General features: G+C 38.5%; 16 protein-coding genes. 9 read left to right on the forward strand and 7 right to left on the reverse strand.

Annotated elements, in window-relative coordinates; translation table 11 throughout:
- Window positions 1–310 precede the first annotated feature (310 nt).
- From A3EM_RS0107770 to A3EM_RS0107780, 3 genes are read right to left on the reverse strand one after another with little or no spacing between them, the layout of a single operon-like run.
- Window positions 311–1594, reverse strand: a complete 1284-nt coding sequence (locus A3EM_RS0107770) for a TolC family protein (protein ID WP_020527627.1) — start codon at window positions 1592–1594, stop codon at window positions 311–313.
- A gap of 33 nt (window positions 1595–1627) precedes the next feature.
- Window positions 1628–4666 (reverse strand): efflux RND transporter permease subunit, encoded by a 3039-nt coding sequence (locus tag A3EM_RS0107775; RefSeq protein WP_020527628.1) that lies wholly within the window; start codon window positions 4664–4666, stop codon window positions 1628–1630.
- A 6-nt stretch (window positions 4667–4672) separates the two neighbouring features.
- Window positions 4673–5749 carry an efflux RND transporter periplasmic adaptor subunit gene (locus A3EM_RS0107780; protein ID WP_083925195.1) on the reverse strand — a complete coding sequence of 359 codons (1077 nt, stop codon included), beginning with the start codon at window positions 5747–5749 and terminating at the stop codon, window positions 4673–4675.
- Between the two features lie 597 nt (window positions 5750–6346).
- Between A3EM_RS0107780 and A3EM_RS0107790 the strand changes: the two genes are divergently transcribed.
- The 3 genes from A3EM_RS0107790 to A3EM_RS45620 all read left to right on the forward strand — a co-directional run bounded on the left by A3EM_RS0107790 (window position 6347) and on the right by A3EM_RS45620 (window position 8516).
- The gene (locus A3EM_RS0107790; RefSeq protein ID WP_020527631.1) at window positions 6347–6955 is read left to right on the forward strand and encodes a DUF4136 domain-containing protein; all 609 of its coding nucleotides are present in this window, start codon (window positions 6347–6349) and stop codon (window positions 6953–6955) included.
- A gap of 28 nt (window positions 6956–6983) precedes the next feature.
- The gene (locus tag A3EM_RS0107795) at window positions 6984–7583 is read left to right on the forward strand and encodes an outer membrane beta-barrel protein (RefSeq protein ID WP_020527632.1); all 600 of its coding nucleotides are present in this window, start codon (window positions 6984–6986) and stop codon (window positions 7581–7583) included.
- 267 nt (window positions 7584–7850) lie between these two features.
- Window positions 7851–8516: an antA/AntB antirepressor family protein gene (locus tag A3EM_RS45620; RefSeq protein WP_020527633.1), complete on the forward strand. Its 666-nt coding sequence runs from the start codon at window positions 7851–7853 to the stop codon at window positions 8514–8516.
- A 17-nt stretch (window positions 8517–8533) separates the two neighbouring features.
- On the opposite strand, the gene A3EM_RS41815 is transcribed toward A3EM_RS45620, so the two are convergent.
- The 3 genes from A3EM_RS41815 to A3EM_RS0107815 are packed head-to-tail and all read right to left on the reverse strand — an operon-like array spanning window position 8534 to window position 14315.
- A complete protein-coding gene (locus A3EM_RS41815; RefSeq protein ID WP_044237755.1) occupies window positions 8534–9937 on the reverse strand; it encodes an efflux transporter outer membrane subunit in 1404 nt (467 codons plus the stop codon).
- Between the two features lie 57 nt (window positions 9938–9994).
- Window positions 9995–13147, reverse strand: a complete 3153-nt coding sequence (locus A3EM_RS0107810) for an efflux RND transporter permease subunit (RefSeq protein WP_020527635.1) — start codon at window positions 13145–13147, stop codon at window positions 9995–9997.
- 16 nt (window positions 13148–13163) lie between these two features.
- Window positions 13164–14315: an efflux RND transporter periplasmic adaptor subunit gene (locus A3EM_RS0107815; RefSeq protein WP_020527636.1), complete on the reverse strand. Its 1152-nt coding sequence runs from the start codon at window positions 14313–14315 to the stop codon at window positions 13164–13166.
- Window positions 14316–14469: 154 nt separating this feature from the next.
- Between A3EM_RS0107815 and A3EM_RS0107820 the strand changes: the two genes are divergently transcribed.
- Window positions 14470–15438, forward strand: a complete 969-nt coding sequence (locus A3EM_RS0107820; RefSeq protein WP_020527637.1) for a helix-turn-helix domain-containing protein — start codon at window positions 14470–14472, stop codon at window positions 15436–15438.
- Here A3EM_RS0107820 and A3EM_RS0107825 read toward each other — a convergent pair.
- Entirely contained in the window at window positions 15412–16146 is a 735-nt protein-coding gene (locus A3EM_RS0107825; protein ID WP_020527638.1) for a hypothetical protein, read from the reverse strand. The genes A3EM_RS0107820 and A3EM_RS0107825 overlap by 27 nt on opposite strands.
- A gap of 305 nt (window positions 16147–16451) precedes the next feature.
- Here A3EM_RS0107825 and A3EM_RS0107830 point away from each other — a divergent pair, with 305 nt between their 5' ends.
- From A3EM_RS0107830 to A3EM_RS0107850, 5 genes are all read left to right on the forward strand, one after another.
- Window positions 16452–17846: a TlpA family protein disulfide reductase gene (locus tag A3EM_RS0107830; protein ID WP_020527639.1), complete on the forward strand. Its 1395-nt coding sequence runs from the start codon at window positions 16452–16454 to the stop codon at window positions 17844–17846.
- Between the two features lie 110 nt (window positions 17847–17956).
- Window positions 17957–18865 (forward strand): helix-turn-helix domain-containing protein, encoded by a 909-nt coding sequence (locus A3EM_RS0107835; RefSeq protein WP_020527640.1) that lies wholly within the window; start codon window positions 17957–17959, stop codon window positions 18863–18865.
- A 67-nt stretch (window positions 18866–18932) separates the two neighbouring features.
- Window positions 18933–20312 carry a glycoside hydrolase family 88 protein gene (locus tag A3EM_RS0107840; RefSeq protein ID WP_020527641.1) on the forward strand — a complete coding sequence of 460 codons (1380 nt, stop codon included), beginning with the start codon at window positions 18933–18935 and terminating at the stop codon, window positions 20310–20312.
- 8 nt (window positions 20313–20320) lie between these two features.
- Entirely contained in the window at window positions 20321–21145 is an 825-nt protein-coding gene (locus tag A3EM_RS0107845; RefSeq protein ID WP_020527642.1) for a sugar phosphate isomerase/epimerase family protein, read from the forward strand.
- 106 nt (window positions 21146–21251) lie between these two features.
- Window positions 21252–22400: a Gfo/Idh/MocA family protein gene (locus A3EM_RS0107850; protein WP_020527643.1), complete on the forward strand. Its 1149-nt coding sequence runs from the start codon at window positions 21252–21254 to the stop codon at window positions 22398–22400.
- The last annotated feature ends 238 nt before the right edge of the window (window positions 22401–22638 follow it).

Below are 22638 nucleotides of genomic sequence, written 5' to 3' on the forward strand. Positions count from 1 at the left end.
AAAAATCTGGGAGGATAATTTGTATAAAAGGTTTAAAGAGAAGGATTTAACAGGGGAGGAGATAAGCCCTATCACTAATTCCATTAGCCTGAAAAACCATAAACCAGGTAACTCATTATATTTATGATCAGGCTAAAAAATAAACTACATTACACCTGGAAATTCCGATGATAGATTTTGATTTTCAGTTTGTTCTGTTATCAAACAAACTTCATCTATTTCTAAAGTACAGACGCTTCGCAAGCTGTACCAGGTATAATGTAGTTTTTAAATGACTTATAAAGCCAAGGAATTATTTTTTAAATCAACATTAAATTTTTCCTGTAACACGGTTGTATTCTGCCAATGAGGAAAAGTAATGCCATCTAGACTCTAAAACTGAATTATATGCCTGCAGCCAGTTAAATTGAGCATCTAATAATTCAATAATGGGCGTAAGACCTTCCTGATATCTGTCTCTGATTAATTCATAATTTTCATTTGCTTTTTCTAAAGAAGACTCAGTTAAATTAATTCCTGCTATGGATTCCTCAAGTTGGAAAAAGGCTGAAGAAACTTCAAGAGAAATTTGATCTTGCAAATCTTCCATTTCCAAAAGGGAGGACTCATAATTGATTTGCTGCATACCCACGTCATGTCGTTTTTTACCCCATTCCACTAAAGGCACGGAAATAGTCACATAGGCAGCAGCGTTAAATATGGGGTCAGGATCAAGTAAATCGGTATTTGGCGCACCCCAAATAGGCCTGAAGTTCAATAATATTTGCGGTGTATAGGTAGATTTTGCCAGCTTTATATTGTTGCTGTAAATATTACTCATATCCTTTTGGATGGATACTTCCGGACGTTCCGCCAACACATTATCAATACCTTCTATTGTGGGTAATGAAAAATCTCCATAAATCTGATCGCTTTCTACAGTGATATCCTGGTTAATTTCATTTCCAACAATTCTATTTAATTCCATCAGGCTAATTTCATGCATAGTCCTGCTTTTATGAATTAGCAGCATGGCTTCATTTTGCTTTACTTCTGTCATAAGCAGATCATTTCTGGAAACCAGCCCGGTTTCAACCTTATCCCCAACTACTTTTACAAGTTCATCCAATAGTGTTTTATACTGAGTGGCAATATTGAAAGCTTCCTTTGACCACACAGATTTCCAGAATTTCAATTCTGTTTGGTAAAGTAATTCATCCGTAGTCAGAGCTAAATTACTTCCAGCTATGTTTTTTTCCTGTTTGGCATTCTCAGTATTTAACTGAACCCTACCTCCAGAGTAAATATTCTGAGATATTTTCACTCCTACATCATAAATATGAGAAGTACCACTAAAGCTTTGTCCATCCAGGTTAATAGTCATTGGGTCGGCCAGGTACTTATATCCGGCATCAGCAGAAATGGAAGGATATAAGTCACTGGTTTTGGATTTAACATTTTCCTCTGACCTTTTAAGTTGGTTGTCAGCTATTTTAATTTTAGCATTATTTTCAACGGCAAGTTTTCTGCATACATCCAGTGTAAGGGTTTCTTGTCCATTTACTTCTATGCCAATAATGAAAATTAAGGTCGTAAGAACGATTTGAAATTTCATAATGAAACAATTATATCTTTAAATTATAAATAATTATTTTTTTGGAGGTTTCACCTTATAGAATACCACATACAATGCGGGTACCACAATGATTGTCAATAGGGTAGCTGCAAACAGACCTCCCATAATTGATGCAGCCATACCACCAAACATAGGATCAGGTAAAAGAGGCATCATTCCAAGTATTGTAGTTCCTGCAGCCATTGACACAGGCATTACACGAGATCTTGTTGCTGTTTTTATCGAATCATATTGAGAATTCCCTTCAGCCAGCTCCAGGTTAACCTGGTCTATAAGTACAATGGCATTTTTGATTACCATACCAATCAGTCCTAAAACACCCAGAATGGCAAAGAATCCAAATGGTGTTCCTGTGATGAGCAATGCCCCGGTAATTCCAATCATGATAAAGGGAACTGTCAGCATGATTAGAATTGGTTTTTTAAAACTGTTGAAAAGTACGGTAAGGATCATCAAAATAATGAATACCATGATAGGCAGTTTCTCAGCTATAGCCCCCTGGGTTCTTGCCTGCATACGGTACATTCCGTCATACATCATGGAATAACCATCCGGAAGTTCAATTTGCTCCATCAAAGGGAAAAGCTTTGCTTCTAACTCCGGAGACTCAATCCCAGGTAATGGATCACACTGAGCGGAAAGTCCACGTTGTCTGTCAAACCTTTTGATCACAAAATTTTTCCAGTCAAAATCCTGACGCTCAGTCACCTGATTCAGTAAAACGGCACTTCCTGAATTTGAAAATACCGGAATGTTGCCCATGTTGGCAAGATTGATATGGCCAAAATTTTCATCTTTCATCAAAATGGTGATGCTTTTATCTTTCTCTCGGTAATCACCTACAGGTACCCCATTAGTAATGGTTCGCATAGAAAAGGCCATACTTTCCTTGGTTACTCCCAATAACTGTCCTCTGTTTTGGGAATAAATGGGTTCCCATACAGGAATTTTTTCCCCCCAGCTATCCCGCACGTTATGCGCAAGGGGTTCTTTTCGCATAATTTCCTTAGCTTGTTTTGCCAGACCTCTTAGTACATTGGCATCTGGACCTTTAAACATCACTTCAATCTCTGCATCCGGAAGAGGCGAAACCTTAAAGTTTTGGAGCACAGGCAAAGCACCTGGTAAATTTTCTTTTATAAACTCTCCAAGTTCAGTCTGTACCAATCCGGAATCCTCTGGTTTTTTGGTTTCTACCAGAATATTGGCAAAATTAGGTAGAGGTCCGAAGCTGGTAGAGGCCAGGTAATATCTTAAAGGAGAAGCACCCAATGTGACAGAAACCTGCTTTACATCATCACGGGAAAGCAAATAATCTTCAATAATTTTAATATCAGCCTCTGTTTTATAAATAGAAGTTCCCGTTTGCAACCAATAATCCACTTTGAAATAAGGCTTATTAATAGCCGGGAAAAAGCTTCTTTTGGTCTGGTTAAATGCAGCTAAAGACAGGATAAATATCCCTACAATTATGGCTATTGTCATAAATGGTTTAGCCAGGATTGTTCCAAGGAATTTGTCAAACCAATTGTAAAATTTATTGTCATAAGGATCTTTTCCCTGTTCCGGCTTGACTTTTAAAAGAAACTCACCATATACTGTTGTTTGGGAAAGGGCGAATATCCAACTCAGAAATAAGGATATAGCCAAAACTATAAAGAGAGGTTTGATCACTTCAGCAGCGTTTGATCCTGCAAGGTATAGTGGCAAAAAGGAAGAAATGGCTATGATAGTAGCCCCCAATAATCCCCATTGAGGAATGGTTGCTCCATCTATGAGAGCTTTCTTTATTGGCACCCCTTTTTTCATGGCTACCATGGCATTGTCAGTAACAACAATGGCATTGTCCACCAGAATTCCCATGGCAATGATAAAGGCAGCTAATGATGTCCTGTGAAGGCTTTCATTGATAAAGATCATTACCATTAAAGTACCAAGGATGGCAAATAAAAGACTCGTACCAATCAGAATACCAGCCCTTACTCCCATAGTCAACATGAGTAGAGCCACCACTATCACAATAGAAATGATAAGATTTAGAATGAAATTAGCATTCGCTTCATCTGCAATCTGATCTTCGAAGTAAATACCTTCTATTTCAATACCTATTGGAATTTGCCCTTGTACAATGCGCAACTGCTCCTGTACCAATTTTCCAACTGCTACCACATTGGCATCAATTGGGGTAGATATACCCATCCCAATGGCAGGCTTTCCATTAAATCGCATTTTGGTGATTGGAGGATCAAGATAACCTTTGGTGATAGTGGAAATATCTCCCAGCCGAAACTGTTTATTATTAGGTCCGTTTATGATCACGTTCCCGATATCCTCTACATTTCTAAAATCCCCTTCTGCCTTGATTTTCAATTGTAAATCCCCTGCACGAAGGTCTCCCGTATTAATGAGAACATTTTGGGATTGAAGGGCCTGGGAGATTAAATTTGGGGATATTCCCAGGTTGGACAAACGTTCCTGAGATATCATGATATTGACCACTTCCCGCTGTTCACCAAAAAGAGAAACTTTAGATACTCCTGTAATCGGCACAAGCATTTTCTTGATGAAGTTGGCATAATCCCTAAGTTCGCTATAGGTATACCCATCTTCAGCTACCACAGCGAAATAAAGGCCGAAAACATCTCCAAAATCATCATTGATATCCACACGTGAGGCTCCGGGGGGAAGTTTGGCCTCAGCCGATTTTACTTTTCTTCTTAATTCGTCCCAAAGTTGGGGCATGTCATCATTTTTATAATATTCGTACATGTTGACGAATATTTTTGACATCCCGTAATAGGATTCAGATCTCAGGAATTCTACTCCTCTTGCACCCTGTACTTCCCGTTCAATTACCTCGGTGATTAATTCTTCCACTTCTTCCGGAGTGGCACCCGGATATTGTGTGGTGAGCACCGCAATTTTAATTACAAAAGGGGCATCTTCTTTTTTTCCAAGTGTATTATACCCTACAATTCCGAGTACAAAAACAAATATCATAATCATGTGGATAACATATTTGTTATCCAGTGAATACTTCGCAATGTTCATAGCCAATTAATTTTGTATGGTTGAAAGTAATTTTACCTTTTGATTTTCGGTGAGTAAATTCCCACCGGCTGTCACCACTGTTTCTCCCTGAGAAACTCCGGATAAAATCACAATCATATCCTGATCAGCCAAAGGTCCTAACTTAACCGACCTTTTTTGAACAACAAGCGAATCAGGTTCTACTACCCATACATATTTATCTTCATTTTCCCCTTCCTCAAAAACCGAAGTTAAAGGCAAAACAAAATTATTATCTCCTGAAGCCTGTTCCTGTTCGGATTTTTTTAGTACAACCTGAACATTACAGCTCATACCAGGAGCAATTTTATACTGATTGTCATTTGAATTCTTATGCCTAAGTACAATAGTTACCGGGATACCTGCACTTCCTACCGATTTCTTTTCAACTTCTTTCATATCAGCTTCAAATTGCTTGTCTGGATAAACATCGAAGGTGACCAGGAAATAATCGTAATTCCGATAACTGGCTGCCAGCATATCCGGAACAGAAAATTTCACTTCTAAAGCAGATAAATCGAGCAGTGTAACTATGGTTTGACCAATGGAAACTCTTTCGTTATTCTCCACCAGTTTTTGATCAACAAATGCATCAAAAGGGGCAATCAAACGAGTATCAGCCATGGCATTTTGTGCGGCTTCAAAGGCTGATCTGGCTTCCAGAAATGCGGCAAGTTTTTGGTCGTATTCATTTTGCGAAACGGCATTTCGGGCTAGTAGGGTTTCAAACCGTTCTTTTTCAGATTTAGCCTGAATGTATCTTCCTTCTTTTGCGGAAAGATCGACCCGAAAATCCCGGGAATCAATTTCAGCGATTAACTGACCTTTTTTTACCCTTTGGCCCTGAACAACATTCAGTTTTACCAGTGGGCCGGAAACTCTAAAGGCCATTTCAACAGTTTGTACTTCCTGAGAAACACCCGGAAATTTTGCATCCGAAAGTTGTTCTACAGAGGTAATCGTTTGGGTTCTTACCGGTCGAATGATTTGTTCTTCCTTGGTTTCTTCTTTACACCCTGACAATAATAATAATAGTATTGAGGCAGATAGAAAAAAGTATTTCATTATAGTGGTTTTATTTAAAGTTAGCTTAATTTTAGTGGATAATTCTTTGGTTAATTAGTAAGCTTACTCAAAGTTCATATTAAATTTAAAATTGGTAAAAAGGGTCATAGACGCCCTGAAGTTGCGACAATTAAATTGTAAATACAAATATTCAAAGCATTAGTTTCAGGCAGTCTTTTGAGTGCAATTGTTCAGTATTATTCAAATATTTGTATTCGATAAAAAATCAGTTTAACTGCTTTAATGTCAGTTATTGATGCTCTTTGAATTGATTTTATTCACATTGATATTACCTGCGATTTATCAATAAAAAAATTATTTTCCAAAATGTTTCTGGAATTGATTTAAGATGGGAAAATCATAGATTGTCTGTTGGGTTGCTTTTTTTAGCTTTTTTAGATGTGTGTTAAAGGGAAGTTTTTCGATATGATTATTATTCCAACATTTATTTTTTATGGCTTTGGACAAACAATTGGAAAATTGTCAAATCAATATAAGTTTGCAATAAAATTAAATTTCATTTCGGATAAACTAAAAATCCCGGAATGAAATAAGTGATTTAATATGGTATAATTTAACTATTTTTCAATTCAAACTATGAAAACTTTAAAGATGAAAATTGTATCTTTTTTAAGTATTCTCCTTTTCTTGTTTTCCTGTCAGCCAGAGGGAGCAGAATACTATGAAGATCTGGATTTGGTTTACACAAACTATGATGATGAATTTAATTTTTCTAACAAAGGGACTTATTCAATTCCCGATAGAATTGTAAAAATTGAAGGAGAGCTGGGTGATGGCCAATTGCCAGAGTTTGTGAAGGAACCTTTTGCTACTCAAATGCTCCAACAGATGGAAAGTAATATGTCTGCTTTAGGCTGGACGAAAGTGGAAGATCCTGTCAACGCTGATGTAGCCTTATTTCCTGCCGTGTGGACAAATACCTCATATTATTATTGGTACAATTACTGGTGCTGGTATTACCCCTATTATTGTGGCTGGGGTTGGTATTATCCTCCTGTAGTGTCTTCGGTTACCACTGGTACGCTGGTTATGACAATGGTAGCTGATGGTGATGAATATGTAGAACCTCATCAGGTGTGGACTGGTCTTGGAAATGGCGTTGTTTCAGGTGCATATAACACTACCCGTGTGACAAAAGCCATTGATCAGGCATTTGAGCAATCCCCTTACCTACAAGTTAATTAAGTTATTCATTTAAAAAAGGATATAAAAAATGAAAAAATTTATTGCAATAGCAGTATTAGTGATAACGGCCTCTTTTCAAAATGCCTATTGCCAGCAAGCTGATTATTTCTCAATTCAATATGCAGTTAGCTTTGGAACAGGAGATCTTGGTGATTTTATATCAAAGCCTAGTTTCCGTGGGGGATTATTAGAATATCGAAAAGCCGTTAAAGACAATCTTCTTGTAGGAGTTGATGCTGGCTGGAATGTTTTATATGAAAAAAAGGATTATGACTCTTATACAGCGGGAACTGAAACTTTATCCGGAATTCAGTACAGAACCCAGAATGAGATTCCATTGTTAATTGCTGCGGACTACTTTTTTTCTGTAGATCAGCCATTCAAACCCTATGGTGGTCTGGGAATCGGAACCCTGTATTCAGAAAGGACTACAGATATGGGGACCTGGAGAATTGAAGAAAACCCCTGGCACTTTGCCTTGAAGCCAGAGGTAGGATTTTTGTACGAAATATCCTACAGCACTTCTTTTAAGTTAGCAGCTAAATACTATCATGGTTTTCAGGCAGGTGAATTGAGTGAACCTCAGGGCTATATTTCGATAAGTACAGGTATTGCTATCCATTTGTAGAACAAGCCTCTTCATGTTTTCATCCATTAAGTGTACCATAATTTTTTCCTGGTGCATTTAATGGATATCTTGAATTTTCATCTCATTTTCCAAAGGTTTTACAATCTCACCTTTAAAGACAATTTAAAAATTTTTTGTCTCAGGACTGTAAAATAACATTGTGAAAAATGATTTTTATAGTTAATTGTTCCCGCATTTTCGAGTATTTCCATTAATTTTAACTTTTAATTTAAGTGATTTTTATTAACCTTTTTCCTCCACATAACTATGGAACTCATCAAAATCTATCAGGGCAATGTTATTACGGCTTATGATCTGTATGAATTTTTGGAGATTAAAACCAAGTTTTCCATGTGGATTTCCCGAAACCTACTTACCGATTTTGAGGAAGATAAAGACTTTTTCCCATTTTTGGGACAAAGTACCGGAGGGCGGCAAAGGAAGGATTATTACCTGACGATTAACACGGGAAAAAAACTGGCCATGATGGCCAAAACTCCCAAAGGTGATCAGGCAAGAGCGTACTTTATCAAATGCGAGGAAACCTTATTGGCCATAAGGGACAATAAGCGACTGGAAGGTTTTATGAAACTGGAAACGACTAAAAGTCGGTTAAAAGATCATGTGTTGGAGATAGGAGGGAAGGAAAATGATTATATCGAAATAGATTATGCAGGTCGGAAAATATTCTTTAATGGTGAACCCATGCCCGACAATGAACTACCACTTGTGTTGATAAAGGGAAGGGATTTTGCCACAGAAATGACCAATGAAGGCTTAAAATCGGCAGGAATAGCCGACCTGGAAACAGCCAAAGAATTGAATAAAATTAACCATAGAGATGTCCGGGAAATATTGAAGGCAAATACAGGACAGTTACCAGAAAAATTGAAACTTGAAAAGCCTATTGATCCTAAACAACCAGAAGAATAATATTGAATTTTTATCCTCTAATTTTGGCTATTGGTTGCTTCATCTCGATTGATCCAGCCACCACCAAGGGCTTTGTATAATTTAATGTAGGCATTTAAAAATTCCCTGTAGGTTTGGGAGGCTACCAGCTCTGCATCAAATTTGGACCGGTCCGATTCTAAAACTTCCAGATAACTGGTTACTCCACCATTATAACGATCAAGGGAAAGTGAAGCGGCATTTTGAGCGGCCTCCATTCTTTTTTGAGTGGCCACTAATTCTTCTTTATAGGTTTCAATTTCAATAAGGGAATTCTCTACTTCGCTTACAGCGGTAATCACAGCCTGCTGATAATTGTAGCGCGCCTGTTGCGTCCTGGCTTTCTCAATTTCTACCCTTCTTTTGTTTTTCCCAATATTGATAAGCGGGGCTGCCAGAGAACCGCCCACTCCCCACACAAAGTTTCCGGTGGTAAAGGAGGTCCCATTTCCAGCGATTCCAATCAGACCGTTGAGTCCAATAGCAGGAAACCGCTGCGCTTCGGCTATTCCTATTCGGGCATTCTGAGCGACTAAAAAATATTCCGCCTCTAATACATCCGGCCTTCTGGCAATCAATTGGGAAGGAAAGCCAATTGGGATAGAATCAGGAAGTTTCTGGGCATAAATTCCCGGAGTTTCAATGGTTGCAGGAAACCTGCCTAAAAGCACATTAAGCGAATTCTCGGTGAGTCTTGCTGAACGTTTGAAGGCTGGAATAGCCGCCTGAGCAATAGCTTCCTGAATCTGAGCCTGATTGAGGTCAATTTCCGGAATATAACCTTCGGAAAATTTCTCCTGAATAATCCTTAAAGACTCTCTCCTTGATTCAAGGGTTCTCTGTGCGATTAATAATCTTTGATTGAAATCCAACAGGGTAAAGTAGTTGATGGTTACTTCCGTAATTAAAGCCATCATTATGGCACGATAACCAAACTCGGAAGCGACCATTTCGGCCCGGGCAGCTTCATTTGCTCTTCTGAATTTTCCCCAAAAATCAATTTCCCAATTCAAAGGAGTATTTGCGCTAAAAATATGCAAAGGGTCCTCATTTGTTTCCCCAAGTCCCTGTACCAGCTGATTGGTAAAATTATAATTCACGCTTCCATTAACTTTTGGATACATATCAGCTCTGGTAAAACCCACTATGCTTCTGGCTTCTTCAATTCTGGTAGCCGCAATTAAGGCATTCTGGTTATTGACAATTGCCGAATCAATCAGTTCATTTAATACTCCATCATTAAAAATTTTCCACCAGGAAAGGTTTAAAACAGAATCGGCAACTGTACCTCCATATTTATAAGCCGAAGGCAGATTGGACTCAGGTTTTTGGTAATTTGGGCCCATCATGCAAGCCGACATACTACCTAAAACTATGAAGAATATGAGTAAAGATTTTTTCATTAAAAATGCTATTTTAATAAGGCTATAAAAACCTGAATATTAATCTCCGGCCATTCATCAGGGCGCTGAAATTCCCCCTCCTGCTAATTTGTCTCTCTTCTTTTCGTAATTTGCCAGTTTTCCAATCAGCACGAACAACATCGGGTAGAGAAACACACCAAGAATAGTGGCTAATCCCATTCCTCCCAATAGTGCCATTCCCATCACTTTTCTGGCTTCCGCTCCAGAACCGGTTGCTACCACCAGTGGAAAAACCCCAAGAATAAAGGAAAAGGCTGTCATCAGTATTGGCCTGAACCTGGATTTTGCAGCCTTGATTGCTGCATCAAATAAGCTCAGTCCTTTTTTAAATTCATCGTTAGCAAACTCAACAATAAGAATGGCATTTTTTGCAGCCATACCAATAAGCATTACAAAGGATACCTGTGCAAAAATGTTATTCTCGAAAGTGGGGCTGAAAATTCTGGCTGCCCATAAAGCGAACAAAGCACCAAAAATGGCAAAAGGCGTTCCCAGTAAAATGCTAAAAGGCAGTGTCCAGCTTTCGTATTGAGCAGATAGAATCAGGAATACAAAAACCAGGGAAAAGGTTAAAATAATGCCCAAAGACCCAGAGGCCTTTTTCTCCTGAAAGGACATGGCATTCCAGGAAAAACTCATGTCCTGCGGTAAAACTTCAGCAGCAACTTCTTCCAATGCAGTCATGGCCTGGGCTGAAGTAAAGCCCGGCCCCGGAGCTCCAGTAACTTCTACTGATCGGAAAAGGTTAAATCTGTTGGTATAATCCGGACCAGAAATAGGAGAAACTGTGGCAATGGTGGCCAGCGGAACCATATCCCCATTTATATTCCTAATGAAAAAGTTGTTGATTTGCTTTTCGTCTACTCTGTAGGCTGGTTCTGCCTGTATATAAGTTTTGTACAATCGGCCGAAACGCGTGAAGTCATTGACATAGGCTCCACCCATAAATGCACCAACTGTGGTATATAAATCGTTAAGCCGAACACCAAGTTTTAAGGCTTTTTCCTTGTCAATATCCATAAACCGCTGTGGTACGTTTGCCTGAAAAGTGGTGAAGGCTGTGCCAATTTCCGGGCGAGCATTGGCTGCCTGAATAAACTTCATGGTATTTTGAGCCAGATAATCGGGATCATTTCCCCCTTTGTCCTGAATCATAATACTGAATCCTGATCCATTTCCGAGTCCTGGAATTGCCGGAGGCCCAAAGGCAAAAGCCTGTGCCCCTTTAATTTTCATGGCTAATTGCATATTTACTTTTTGAACAACTTCCCGGGCCGTCAATTCTCTGTCTCCCCAGTCTTTCAGGGTAACAAACATAAACCCATTGTTGGAAGACATTGCTCCGGAAAGCAAACTGAAGCCTGTTGCTGTAGTTACATACTCTATTTCAGGAGTACTCATCAGAATGGCTTCTATATCTTTTGAGATAACATCCGACCTTTGCAGGGAAGCGGCATTTGGCAATTGAACATTCACGAAAAAATAACCCATATCCTCTTCTGGAATAAAACCTCCGGGAACTAGTTTGCCGAATATTCCTGCACCAATGGTAAGTAATACGATGAAAATTACAGACCTTTTAATTTTTCTGGTAACCACATTGGTCACACTCATATAAGAGTCCGTGGATTTTCCCATCCATTTGTTAAACTTACCAAAAAACCATCCCAATGGTCCCCCATAAGTTTCAGGTTCTTTTAGCAGAATTGAACAAAGTGCCGGACTTAATGTCAGGGCATTTACCGAAGAAACAATTACCGAAACCACTATGGTAATCGCAAATTGCTGATAAAGTAATCCTGTAATTCCAGCCATACCAGCTACAGGAATAAACACGGCTATTAGAACTAATGTAGTAGCAATTACCGGAGCTGTTACTTTAGCCATAGCATCCATGGTAGCTTCTTTGGTTTTCATGCCATTGGCAATATTAACCTGAACTGCCTCTACCACCACAATGGCATCATCTACCACAATACCAATGGCCAGAACCAGTCCGAGCAGGGAAAGTACATTAATGGTAAATCCAAGCAGTGGAAAAAACATAAATGCACCAATTAGGGATACCGGGATGGCCAGTGTTGGAATTAAGGTGGCTCTCCAATCCTGTATAAAAATAAATACTACCAGCACTACCAGCACAAGGGCTATAATTAAAGTCACCACAATATCTTTGATTCCGGCTGTAATGGGTAAGGTGGAATCTAGGGAAACATCATATTTTACACTTTCGGGAAATTTTTCCTTCAAAGTTTCCATTTCCGCCTTTACTTTTTCAGCCAGTTCTACTGCATTGGAACCCGGAGCCTGATATAGGGCAATTATAGAACAAGTCTCTTCATTCAGTCTGGTAAAGGCATTATAAGTTTCTACCCCTAATTTGATAGTAGCGATATCCTTTAATTTTACCTGAGAGCCATCCGGGAGAATCCTTACCACAATTTCCCCGAATGCTTCCGGGGAGTTAAACCTTTCGGGAAGTCGAACGGTGTAGGTAAATTCAGTTCCAGGAGGAGCAGGTTCAGCCCCAAACTTTCCACCCGGAACGATAATATTTTGTTCATTAATTACCCCTAAAATTTCAGGAACAGTAATCCCCATTTTGGATAATAAATCCGGTTTTATCCAAATCCGCATAGAATAATCAGAAGCTCCCATTACCTGAACTCTACCCACGCCTTTTATCCTGGCCAGTTGATCTTTAATATTAATAAGGGCATAGTTTCCTAAAAAATCCTGGTCATATCTTCCATCAGATGTAAGTGTGACCAGCATTAAAATATTGGGAAGGGATTTTTCAGTTGTAACCCCGTATTTTTTTACAGCTTCAGGAAGTTTTGCTGTGGCAGCGGAAACCCTGTTTTGGGCCAATACGGTGTTCATATCCGGATCCGTGCCCACATCGAATGAAACATCTATGACCATGGTGCCATCATTGGCATTTGTAGACTTCATGTAAATCATGTTATCTACACCATTTATTTGTTGCTCAAGTGGTGTTGCCACAGATTCCTCCACATTCACGGCATTGGCCCCGGTATAAGTAGCTCGTACCTGGACAATTGGAGGGGTTAGATTTGGGTATTGTTCAATTGGTAAACCAATTAGTGATACAAGACCGACAATGACAATTACAATGGCAATTACCATTGCAACAATAGGTCTCCTTACAAAAAAATTACCACCCATTCTTTTAGTTTGTTTCTTAGATTTTCCTTTCAAATTCCTGCACCATAGGATTTATTTTCATGCCGGGCCTTACCTTTTGTAATCCTTCAAGTACAATTTTTTCTCCGGCTTTTAATCCTTTTCTGATCTCCCACATGTTGCCAATTTTTTCACCAATTTCAACCTGGCGTGATTCAATGATATTCTCAGCGTTCACCACAGTCACGGAATAAAGTCCCTGAAGTTCGGTAATGCATCTTTGGGGAATCAAAATGCCTTTATATTCAGTGACCAGGGCTTTTATTCTGGCGTATTGTCCAGGTCTTACTATTTTCTCAGGGTTTGGGAATGAGGCCTGTAGCATCATGGTGCCCGTTTCAGGATTTACCTGCCTGTCTGCAAAATCAAGATGGCCTTTAAATTCGTGCACAGAATTATCCGCCAGAATTAATTCCAGGTTTTCTTCAGTTTCTTTTCCTTTTTCAGTATACTCCAAATTTCTTTGTACCCTTTCATATCGGGAAAAACCGAGGTACTGGGCTTCAGTAATTGAAAATCTGACCTGAATGGTATCTACTCTGGAAACTGTGTTTAATACAACCGGGTTTGGTTCTCTTCCTACAAAATCACCCTCCTTAGCCTTGGTCATTCCAATAATACCGTTGATAGGAGAGTAAATTCTGGTGTATCCCATTTCAATTTTAGCCAGTCTAACACCAGCTTTTGCAGCTTCTACCTCGGCCTGAGAGGCCTCAAATTTAGCTACAGCCGCATCCAGATCACTTTTACTTACTGCATTTTTTTCAGCAAGTGGCCTTATTCTCTTAAGATCAGCGTCTGTTTTCACCAGATTGGTTTGGGCTTGGGCCAGTCGGCTTTCCTGTTCAGCAACTTTGGCCTGAAAGGGTTGGGCATCAATGGTATAGAGCAATTGATTTTTCTTTACTCTGGAACCTTCCTGAAAATGTCGGCTTTCCAAAAAACCTTCTACTCTGGCCCTGATTTGAATATCGTAGTAACCAAAGGTCTGGCCTATCATCTCCACATAATATGGGATGTTTTCTTCGGCAACCTGCACCACAGGGATATCTATGATGGGAGCTTCCTTTTTATCGGAATTTTCGGTACAGGTAGTAGTAGTAATGGTAAGAGTAGCTAAAAAAAATACTACCCAATAAAAATTTTTCATAAGTGCAAAGTTGGTATTGCTTTTACAATTATAGAAATCTTATTGATTTTTAAAAGTTTTTGCCATAAATAATCAAAATAATTAAATTAATTAAAATTACTTTAAATAAAAGTTTCATGTATTAATTATACAGGATAATTAGCATATTTAAAAAATGGTCCTTACTCAGTTTCCAAACCTTCATTGGCTCAAAAAGCAGATTCAGGAAAATTTCAATGATCAGCTTTCTTCTAATGGAAGGATTCTTCCTCAAAAAGGCTGGCCAACGGTGTTACTCAATGTTAAAACTAAAGCCGCAGAAAGAAATCAGGTAAAAGGACCTTTATCCTTATTTATGAATTTAAAGGGAAAAAGTGTAGTACAGGTGGAAAACAAAAGTGTGGAGATTCCTGAAAACTGTTTTTTTATTTCCAATAACCGGCAATATTATTCTCTGGGAATTGAAGAAGAGGTGGAAACTTTCAATATTCATTTGGGGGATAATTTTTTAAACAGGGTAAGTTCCGGGTTTGCCAATTCTCCGGAATTCCTACTAGATAATGGGGATGGTTGCCCAATTCCTCAGTTTAATTTCCACAACAAGCTTTATTTTAAAACAACTCAATTTCAGGAAATTATAGAGAAAATCTATGCCTTGGGAAAAGAGGGTTTACTTTCCAACTTGCAACTGGAAGAATTGCTGGTGGAATTGGCTTTGCATTTACAAATACAGGAAAACAATTTGAAGGAAAGCATTGCGCAAATTCCCACTATAAAAAAATCTACCCGGGAAGAATTGAAGAAAAAGCTATTTTTGGCTACCGACTATCTGTATAGTTTTTATAATTCTAATATCTCTCTGGAAGAATTGGCACAAGTGGCGGGTATTTCCAAATACCACTTCCTAAGGCTTTTCAAAATAGTTTTCGGAGAATCGCCTCACCAGATGCTCACAGCAATCAGGATAAAAAAGGCTGAAGAAAAATTAATTTACTCCAGCCTTTCCATCAATGAAATTGCCTGGCTAATTGGCATGGAAAATTCCAGTTCCTTTTCCCGTTTGTTTCGCAAATTTCATAAAATTTATCCCTCAAAATTCAGAGAAAAATATAGGAACTTACCTCAGGCAGCGCAGGGGAACTAATTTTCTTTCCAATGGCATTTCTTCTGGTTTAAAAGGACGGATTATTTTTCTTATATCTGCATTCAGCGATTTATAAGTTTGATTGATATCCCTTTCACCTCTTATTTTCCTTTTTTCTATGAGAAATTCGGTTACGGTAATTACAAATGATTTTGCGGCCAGCAACAGGCTGTTTAAAGACGGATTTAAATCGTCATTTTTCCTCAATTCAAATAGCTGATGTGGATCTCCATTGAATAGGGCGAGGTCGCCATTTTTAAGAATTCGTCTGCTTCCAGGACCATTTACGCCAGAAAGTTTAAGGGAATATTTGAACCATCTTTCTGAAGACTCAAGGAAAATGACCTTACTTTCCCGATAATAATCTTCCTTTTGCATGGGCAATTCCCTGTCTGAATCTTCCAGCCATTTCAGAAAATCCGGATTGGATTCAGATGACAATAAAGCAATTATAATCCGTAAGGAGGTTTTTTCGGCAAAATCAACTGAAATGATTTTTTCATCCAGTGTCTGAAAAATCTTTTTGATCCATCTCAAATCTTTATTGCGATGTTTCATCCTTTTCCAATACCGGTCAGGAAAATGCAGTGTACTGATGGCTCCAATGACATCGGCTACTGAATAATACCATCTTTCATTTTCCCACAATTTTCTGATCACTTTTTTTTCAAAGATGGCACTTTCGGTTAATTGTTTTCTACTGTTCATTTTAAATGATTTAGGGTGATAAAAAAATAAAACAGCAGCCTTAAATTCAGGAAATACCAGTAAGGCAAAACCTGTAGCAGATTATGGTAAAATTAATTTTGAGTTGATAAATAGGAGTAGACTGAAATGTGGAAAGAAATTAAGTTTGATTGGAGACTTTTGTATTTGGAGGAAAAGGGAAAATCTTCCTGTGAGTGTAGCCATTTGATCCTTCAAAGATAGAAGAAAATGCACAAATTCCGGATGTGGTTTTCTATTTTTGTTTCACTTTTGCAATATTAGAATAATTCAAATAAAATAAATAAATGCAATTTAAAAAGAGGCTGCAACTGTTTTTCCTGGGAATCATTTTTATAATTTTTGGATGTGATGCTACCAAAACTATTGAAGATGGAAACGCGCTGGATATTACCCTCAATTCCGGGAGGAATAAAAAACTTTATTTATATGGGTATTATGGTGAACAGGTAAATTTAGTAGATTCTTTGGTCACTGATGCCCAAGGTCATGTGTATAAAAAATTATCTGATGAAGTAAAACCAGGGATGTACCAGCTCAGATTTCCTGATGGAAAATTCATCAAGATCATTTTAAATAATGAAAAAGTGGCTTTGCAGACTGAGATGGTAAATCCGGGAGGAGCGCTTGTTTTCACTGAATCTGTGGAGAATCAGAAACTGAGAAAGTATTTCACCGAATTGGGAACTACCAGAGGACAGCTGGTTTCCCTATCCAAGTTCTTGTTGGACAATGAGCCTGACGCAAAGGATTATGCAACATCTTTGGCCAAATTTCAGGATCTGCAACAGAAAGAAAACCAGGCGTATGCTGCCTTATTTAATGGATACGAACAGTTATTGGCGGCAAGATATACTGCTTTTGCCAACCGGCCAGTTTATGATCCCGGCCAAAACGGGAAGCTGGATTTTGAGCAGTTTTTGCAAAAAGAGTATTGGAAAGGAAAAGATTTTTCCGATTCTACCCTGCTGAATACCGATGCCTTTACCACACTTTACCTCAATTTCCTGGGCAATTTTCAAAATCGTTCTCTAAGTAAAGAGGAACAGGATGAAAATTTTAAAAAAGGGGTAGACATCATTTTGAAGAAAGCCGGAGTAAATAATGAGGTATTTGCCTATTCGGTAAGCTTTTTAGTGGATTGCTTCGTGAAATTAAAATCGAAGGAAGTTTTGGCACATATTGGTGAAAACTATTTACCCTTTGTTTCCTGCACGGACGAATCCCTCATTTCCGATCTTACGGATAGAATAGGTCAGTTTGAAAAAGCTAATGTGGGGAAAATTGCACCCAATTTTAACCTTCCGGATTTATCCGGAAAAATGGTAGGTTTAAATGATTTGAAAAAAGATCAAAAATTAATTTTCTTTTGGAAAAGTTCCTGTTCACACTGTAAAGAGTTTATCTTAAAACTTAATGAATTTGGTAAACAAAACAAGCAGAAACTTTCCGGAATTGATGTCCTGAGTATTTCCCTTGATGAAGATAAAAGTGAATGGGAAAACTTTATCCATAAAAATCCAAACTCATGGACAAATTGCCTTGCAGACGGAAGTTGGAATAGTGAAGTGGCTCAGGATTATAATGTTTTCAATACCCCTACAATTTTGCTTTTGGATAAGGAAAATACTATTATCGGAAAACCAAAAGACTTTGTGGAACTGGCGATGCTTTTGAAATAGTGATTGGTGATTAGGATTTAGTGATTGGTGATTAGGGGTTGGTTTTAGTTTCTGCTGGTTCGCAATATTAAGTTTACTAATTTGAATCAAATTAAAGAAATAGAAAATAAATGCTTAACAAGATACCATTATATAAAATAGAAGGGGAGGATGGCCTGGATGGTATTTTCAGACTTTTTCAATTGAAAGGAGAAAGGATGACAAATGATAATCTTCCCTCGGCATCCTTTCCTACCAATAGTCCCCATAAGCATAATTTTTTCGAAATCTTTATATTCACAGAAGGTTCAGGGAATCATATCCTGGATTTTGTACAGCACGATATTCATCCCAAAAGTGTTCATGTGGTTTCTCCCGGGCAAACTCACCTGATTGCAGGGGGAAAAGGATGTAATGGATATATTCTGGCTTTCAACCGGGAATTCCATGCTTTTTATTTCAGGGAATTACCCGGCCTGCTCAATGTTTCCTTTTTTCATCAATATGATATTAACCCAATCCTGAATCTGAGCAATGAAATTTTTGAGGAATTGCTTGAGTTGATTGGGAAAATGAAGACCGAAAGACAGAAAAGTAGTGCTTCTACCAGGAATTTAATCAGGTCATACCTCAACATTTTCCTTCTAAAAATAAATGATTTGTTTCAGGAAAAGGTATCGGGGAAAAAAGTTAACGCAGCAGATGAACTGGTGATAAGCTTCAGGAATCTGGTAGAAAAAAATTACAATACTTATCATCAGGTAAAAGATTATGCCGACCTGTTAAATGTTACGCCTGTAAAGTTAAATAAGGATTGCACCCGAATTACAGGTAAAAATGCAAGTGATTTTATTCTGGACAGAATTATTTTAGAGGCCAAACGCCATTTGATATTTTCAGGCTTATCCAATAAGGAAATTGCCCACGAACTGAGCTATGACGACCCCTCTTATTTCAGTAGAATATTCAGAAAAAAGACAGGTTTTTCTCCTTCAGACTTCAGAAATGAAATGTTGAAAAAGTACCAGCAATTGAAATAATTGTGTCTTTTTACGCCTCCTTATTAAGCCTACATTTGTGAAATGTACTAGTAAATATAACATTTCGATGAAATTAGAAGGCACAAGAAACGTAGAAGATTTAAGAGAGAAATTAGCGCATTTCTGGAAAGTTTCCGGGCAAAAAATCCTATCCATAGCCCAGGAATATGATGCTTCCAAAGGCTCACCAGTTTTCACAGAAAAAGGGAAATATACCACCAGAGGATGGACGGAATGGACTCAGGGGTTTGAGTATGGTTCGGCTGCTTTGCAGTTTGATGCTACAGGAGATGAGCAGTTTTTGGAAATAGCCAGAAAAAACACAGTCAATAAAATGGCATCACATGTCAGCCATTTTGGGGTGCATGATCATGGCTTTAATAATATAAGTACTTATGGCAACCTGCTAAGATTGATGGTAGAAGGAAAAATCCCTTCAAATGAATGGGAGCGGAACTTCTACGAGTTGGCGATTAAAGTTTCGGGTGCAGTGCAGGCCAAAAGATGGACGGATATTAAAGATGGTGGATACATGTATTCCTTTAACGGACCACATTCTTTATTTGTGGATACCATCCGAACCGTAAGGGTTTTAATGGCAGCCCACAAGTTGGGACATAGCATAATGGATGAGAATGATCGGGACATTAGCCTATTAGGGAGAGGAATTGCGCATGCGAAATCAACTGCGAAATATGTTATTTTTTATGGTGAAGGACGGGATGTATACGATATCTGGGGAAGGGCTGCGCATGAAGGGGTATTCAATACAAACGATGGAAATTTCCGATGCCCGAACTCACAGCAGGGTTATACTGGTTTCACCACCTGGACCAGAGGGTTAAGCTGGGCAATGTTGGGCTTTCCGGAAGAACTAGAGTTTTTGAGAACTGTTTCAGATGAAGAATTGGAACCATTCGGAGGAAGGGCTGAAATTGAAGCTATTTTCCTAAAAGCAGCCAAGGCAACCTGTGATTTCTTTATTGATCATACTGCTGCAGACGGAATTCCTTATTGGGATACCGGAGCTCCTTTATTACACAAATTGGGAGATGACTATTTATCAAAACCAGCGAATCCTTATAATGATTTTGAGCCTGTTGATAGTTCAGCTTCTGCCATAGGTGCACAGGGTTTGTTGAGATTGGGTAAATATCTTTTAGATAATGGAGATGATGATGGTAAAAAATACATTCAAGCCGGTTTATTAACCACTGAAACCTTGTTGGGTGCTCCTTATTTAAGTGAAGATACCAATCATCAGGGATTGATTTTACATTCTATCTACCACAGGCCAAATGGTTGGGATTATACCCCTGAAGGCAGTAAAATACCCAATGGTGAATCGAGCATGTGGGGAGATTATCACGCCCGGGAATTGGCATTATACCTTCAGCGATTAATGGATAATGAAAAGTATTATACCTTTTTTGGCTGTATAGAATAGAAGAAATAATGGCAGATTTATCAAAATTGTGTATTCATACCATTACCACCAAACCATGGAAACTGGCTGAGTCGGTAGAGCAGTATGCTAGAGTTGGGGTAAAAGGAATTTCTGTGTGGCAGGATAGTGCCATGGAACTTGGTGCAAAGGAGAGTGGAGATATAATACGAGGAAATGGTCTGGAAGTGGTTTCCTATGTGAGAGGTGGTTTTTTCCCCAATGTAAAATCAGCAGAAAGAGAAAAAGCAATTGATCACAATAAACAAATGATAGAAGAGGCAGCTGAGCTGGGGGCACCAATGCTGGTGTTGGTTTGTGGAGCTGAGCCTGCGCAGACTTTGGAAGAATCCAGGAAGCAAATTCAGGATGGGATTGAATCTGTGCTTGATTTTGCCGAAAAACACAAAGTTCAGGTCACGATTGAACCGCTTCATCCTATGTATGCAGATACCCGATCTGCCATCAATACACTACAACAAGCTAATGAAATGGCGGAAGCCATAGATTCCAAATGGGTTGGGGTTGCTGTGGATGTTTATCATTTGTGGTGGGATCCTGATTTGGAAAATCAAATTAAGAGATGCCATGCCGGAGGAAATTTTTCAGCTTTTCATATATGTGATTGGAATGTACCGACTACTGATATGTTACTGGACAGAGGGCTGATGGGAGAAGGATGTATTAAACTGGATCGCATTAAAAAATGGGTGATGGATACGGGATTTGATGGCTTTCATGAAGTAGAAATTTTCTCAAATAAATTTTGGGAAATGGATCAGAAGATTTTCCTGGATAAGATTGTGAAAAGCTATTCGGAATATTGGGAAGATTAGTGATTAGTGATTAGTGATTAGTGATTAGTGATTAGTGATTAGTGATTAGTGATTAGTGATTAGGTTTTAATAAAAAGGAATAAAGTTAATTATTAGAAATTAGAGAATGAAAACACACAAAATTGGAATTATCATGAACGGGGTGACCGGAAGGATGGGGACCAACCAACACCTTATGCGGTCAATTGTGGAAATCATTAAGCAGGGAGGAGTGAAAATCAGCCCTGAAGAAACCATAATGCCTGATCCTGTTTTGGTAGGAAGAAATTTAGCAAAACTGGAACACCTGAGGTCAATTTCCGGAGTGGAGAAAATTACTACCAATCTGGACGAAGTCATGTCCGATCCTTATTACCAAATTTATTTTGATTCACAGACTACAGGCAGAAGAGCTCCAGCTGTGAAAGAAGCGATTAAAGCGGGAAAACATATTTATTGTGAAAAACCAATAGGAGTTTCTACGGAAGAGGCGCTGGAACTTTATCACTTGTGTAAAGAAAATAACCTGAAAAATGGCGTAGTTCAGGATAAATTGTGGTTGCCTGGTTTACTTAAAATCCAACGGTTGAAAGAAGCAGGTTTCTTTGGGGAAATTCTTTCCGTAAGAGGGGAATTTGGCTATTGGGTTTATGAAGGAGATTCCATTCCCGCCCAAAGGCCAAGTTGGAATTACAAGAAAGAGGAAGATGGAGGAATTATAGTAGATATGCTGTGCCACTGGAGATATGTGTTAGATAATCTGTTTGGCAATGTGAAGGCGGTATCTTGTCTTGGGGCTACTCATATACCCGAAAGAGTGGATGAAAATGGCAACAAATACAAGTGTACTGCAGATGATTCGGCTTATGCTACATTTGAATTGGAAGGAGGGGTAATTGCCCACTTCAATTCATCATGGACTGTAAGGGTAAGAAGAGACGATTTATTGACCTTGCAGGTGGATGGTTCAAAAGGCTCGGCAGTAGCAGGTTTGAGACATTGCCATATTCAGCATTATGGAAATACGCCTAAACCTGTCTGGAATCCGGATATTGATCAGCCTATTGATTTTTATGAGGACTGGTCGAAAGTTCCAGTTCAGGAAGAATATGATAATGCTTTTAAAGCACAATGGGAATTATTCTTAAAGCATATTGTAAAAGATGAACCATTTCCATGGTCAATTTTGGAAGGAGCGAAAGGAGTGCAGTTGGCAGAAAAAGGGATTGAAAGCTGGGAGAAAAGAGCCTGGGTAGATATTCCTGATTTGGAATAGAGAGGGGAAAAAGGGACAGGATGTCAGGGTTTTTTATGGATTTAGACCGGCATCTTCTCCCTTGATTTAATCGAAAAAATCCAAAACTGGTTGAAATTACAAGTGAGGAGGTTACTTAAATATGAGAAAGTGGGTAACTTCCGGGATTTAGGTGAGGAACGAAAAACCAGTAAATATTAGCAATCAATATATTTTATAGGGAAGAATCCTTATATTTATTTCGATCAACCAAATTAAT

This window comes from Flexithrix dorotheae DSM 6795 (genome assembly GCF_000379765.1).
Lineage (GTDB): Bacteria > Bacteroidota > Bacteroidia > Cytophagales > Flammeovirgaceae > Flexithrix > Flexithrix dorotheae.

Coding starts and splice junctions, on each gene's coding strand:
- A3EM_RS0107770 (WP_020527627.1), bottom strand. CDS start 1,594: ATGAAATTTCAAATCGTTCTTACGACCTTAATTTTCATTATTGGCATA.
- A3EM_RS0107775 (WP_020527628.1), bottom strand. CDS start 4,666: ATGAACATTGCGAAGTATTCACTGGATAACAAATATGTTATCCACATG.
- A3EM_RS0107780 (WP_083925195.1), bottom strand. CDS start 5,749: ATGAAATACTTTTTTCTATCTGCCTCAATACTATTATTATTATTGTCA.
- A3EM_RS0107790 (WP_020527631.1), top strand. CDS start 6,347: ATGAAAACTTTAAAGATGAAAATTGTATCTTTTTTAAGTATTCTCCTT.
- A3EM_RS0107795 (WP_020527632.1), top strand. CDS start 6,984: ATGAAAAAATTTATTGCAATAGCAGTATTAGTGATAACGGCCTCTTTT.
- A3EM_RS45620 (WP_020527633.1), top strand. CDS start 7,851: ATGGAACTCATCAAAATCTATCAGGGCAATGTTATTACGGCTTATGAT.
- A3EM_RS41815 (WP_044237755.1), bottom strand. CDS start 9,937: ATGAAAAAATCTTTACTCATATTCTTCATAGTTTTAGGTAGTATGTCG.
- A3EM_RS0107810 (WP_020527635.1), bottom strand. CDS start 13,147: ATGGGTGGTAATTTTTTTGTAAGGAGACCTATTGTTGCAATGGTAATT.
- A3EM_RS0107815 (WP_020527636.1), bottom strand. CDS start 14,315: ATGAAAAATTTTTATTGGGTAGTATTTTTTTTAGCTACTCTTACCATT.
- A3EM_RS0107820 (WP_020527637.1), top strand. CDS start 14,470: ATGGTCCTTACTCAGTTTCCAAACCTTCATTGGCTCAAAAAGCAGATT.
- A3EM_RS0107825 (WP_020527638.1), bottom strand. CDS start 16,146: ATGAACAGTAGAAAACAATTAACCGAAAGTGCCATCTTTGAAAAAAAA.
- A3EM_RS0107830 (WP_020527639.1), top strand. CDS start 16,452: ATGCAATTTAAAAAGAGGCTGCAACTGTTTTTCCTGGGAATCATTTTT.
- A3EM_RS0107835 (WP_020527640.1), top strand. CDS start 17,957: ATGCTTAACAAGATACCATTATATAAAATAGAAGGGGAGGATGGCCTG.
- A3EM_RS0107840 (WP_020527641.1), top strand. CDS start 18,933: ATGAAATTAGAAGGCACAAGAAACGTAGAAGATTTAAGAGAGAAATTA.
- A3EM_RS0107845 (WP_020527642.1), top strand. CDS start 20,321: ATGGCAGATTTATCAAAATTGTGTATTCATACCATTACCACCAAACCA.
- A3EM_RS0107850 (WP_020527643.1), top strand. CDS start 21,252: ATGAAAACACACAAAATTGGAATTATCATGAACGGGGTGACCGGAAGG.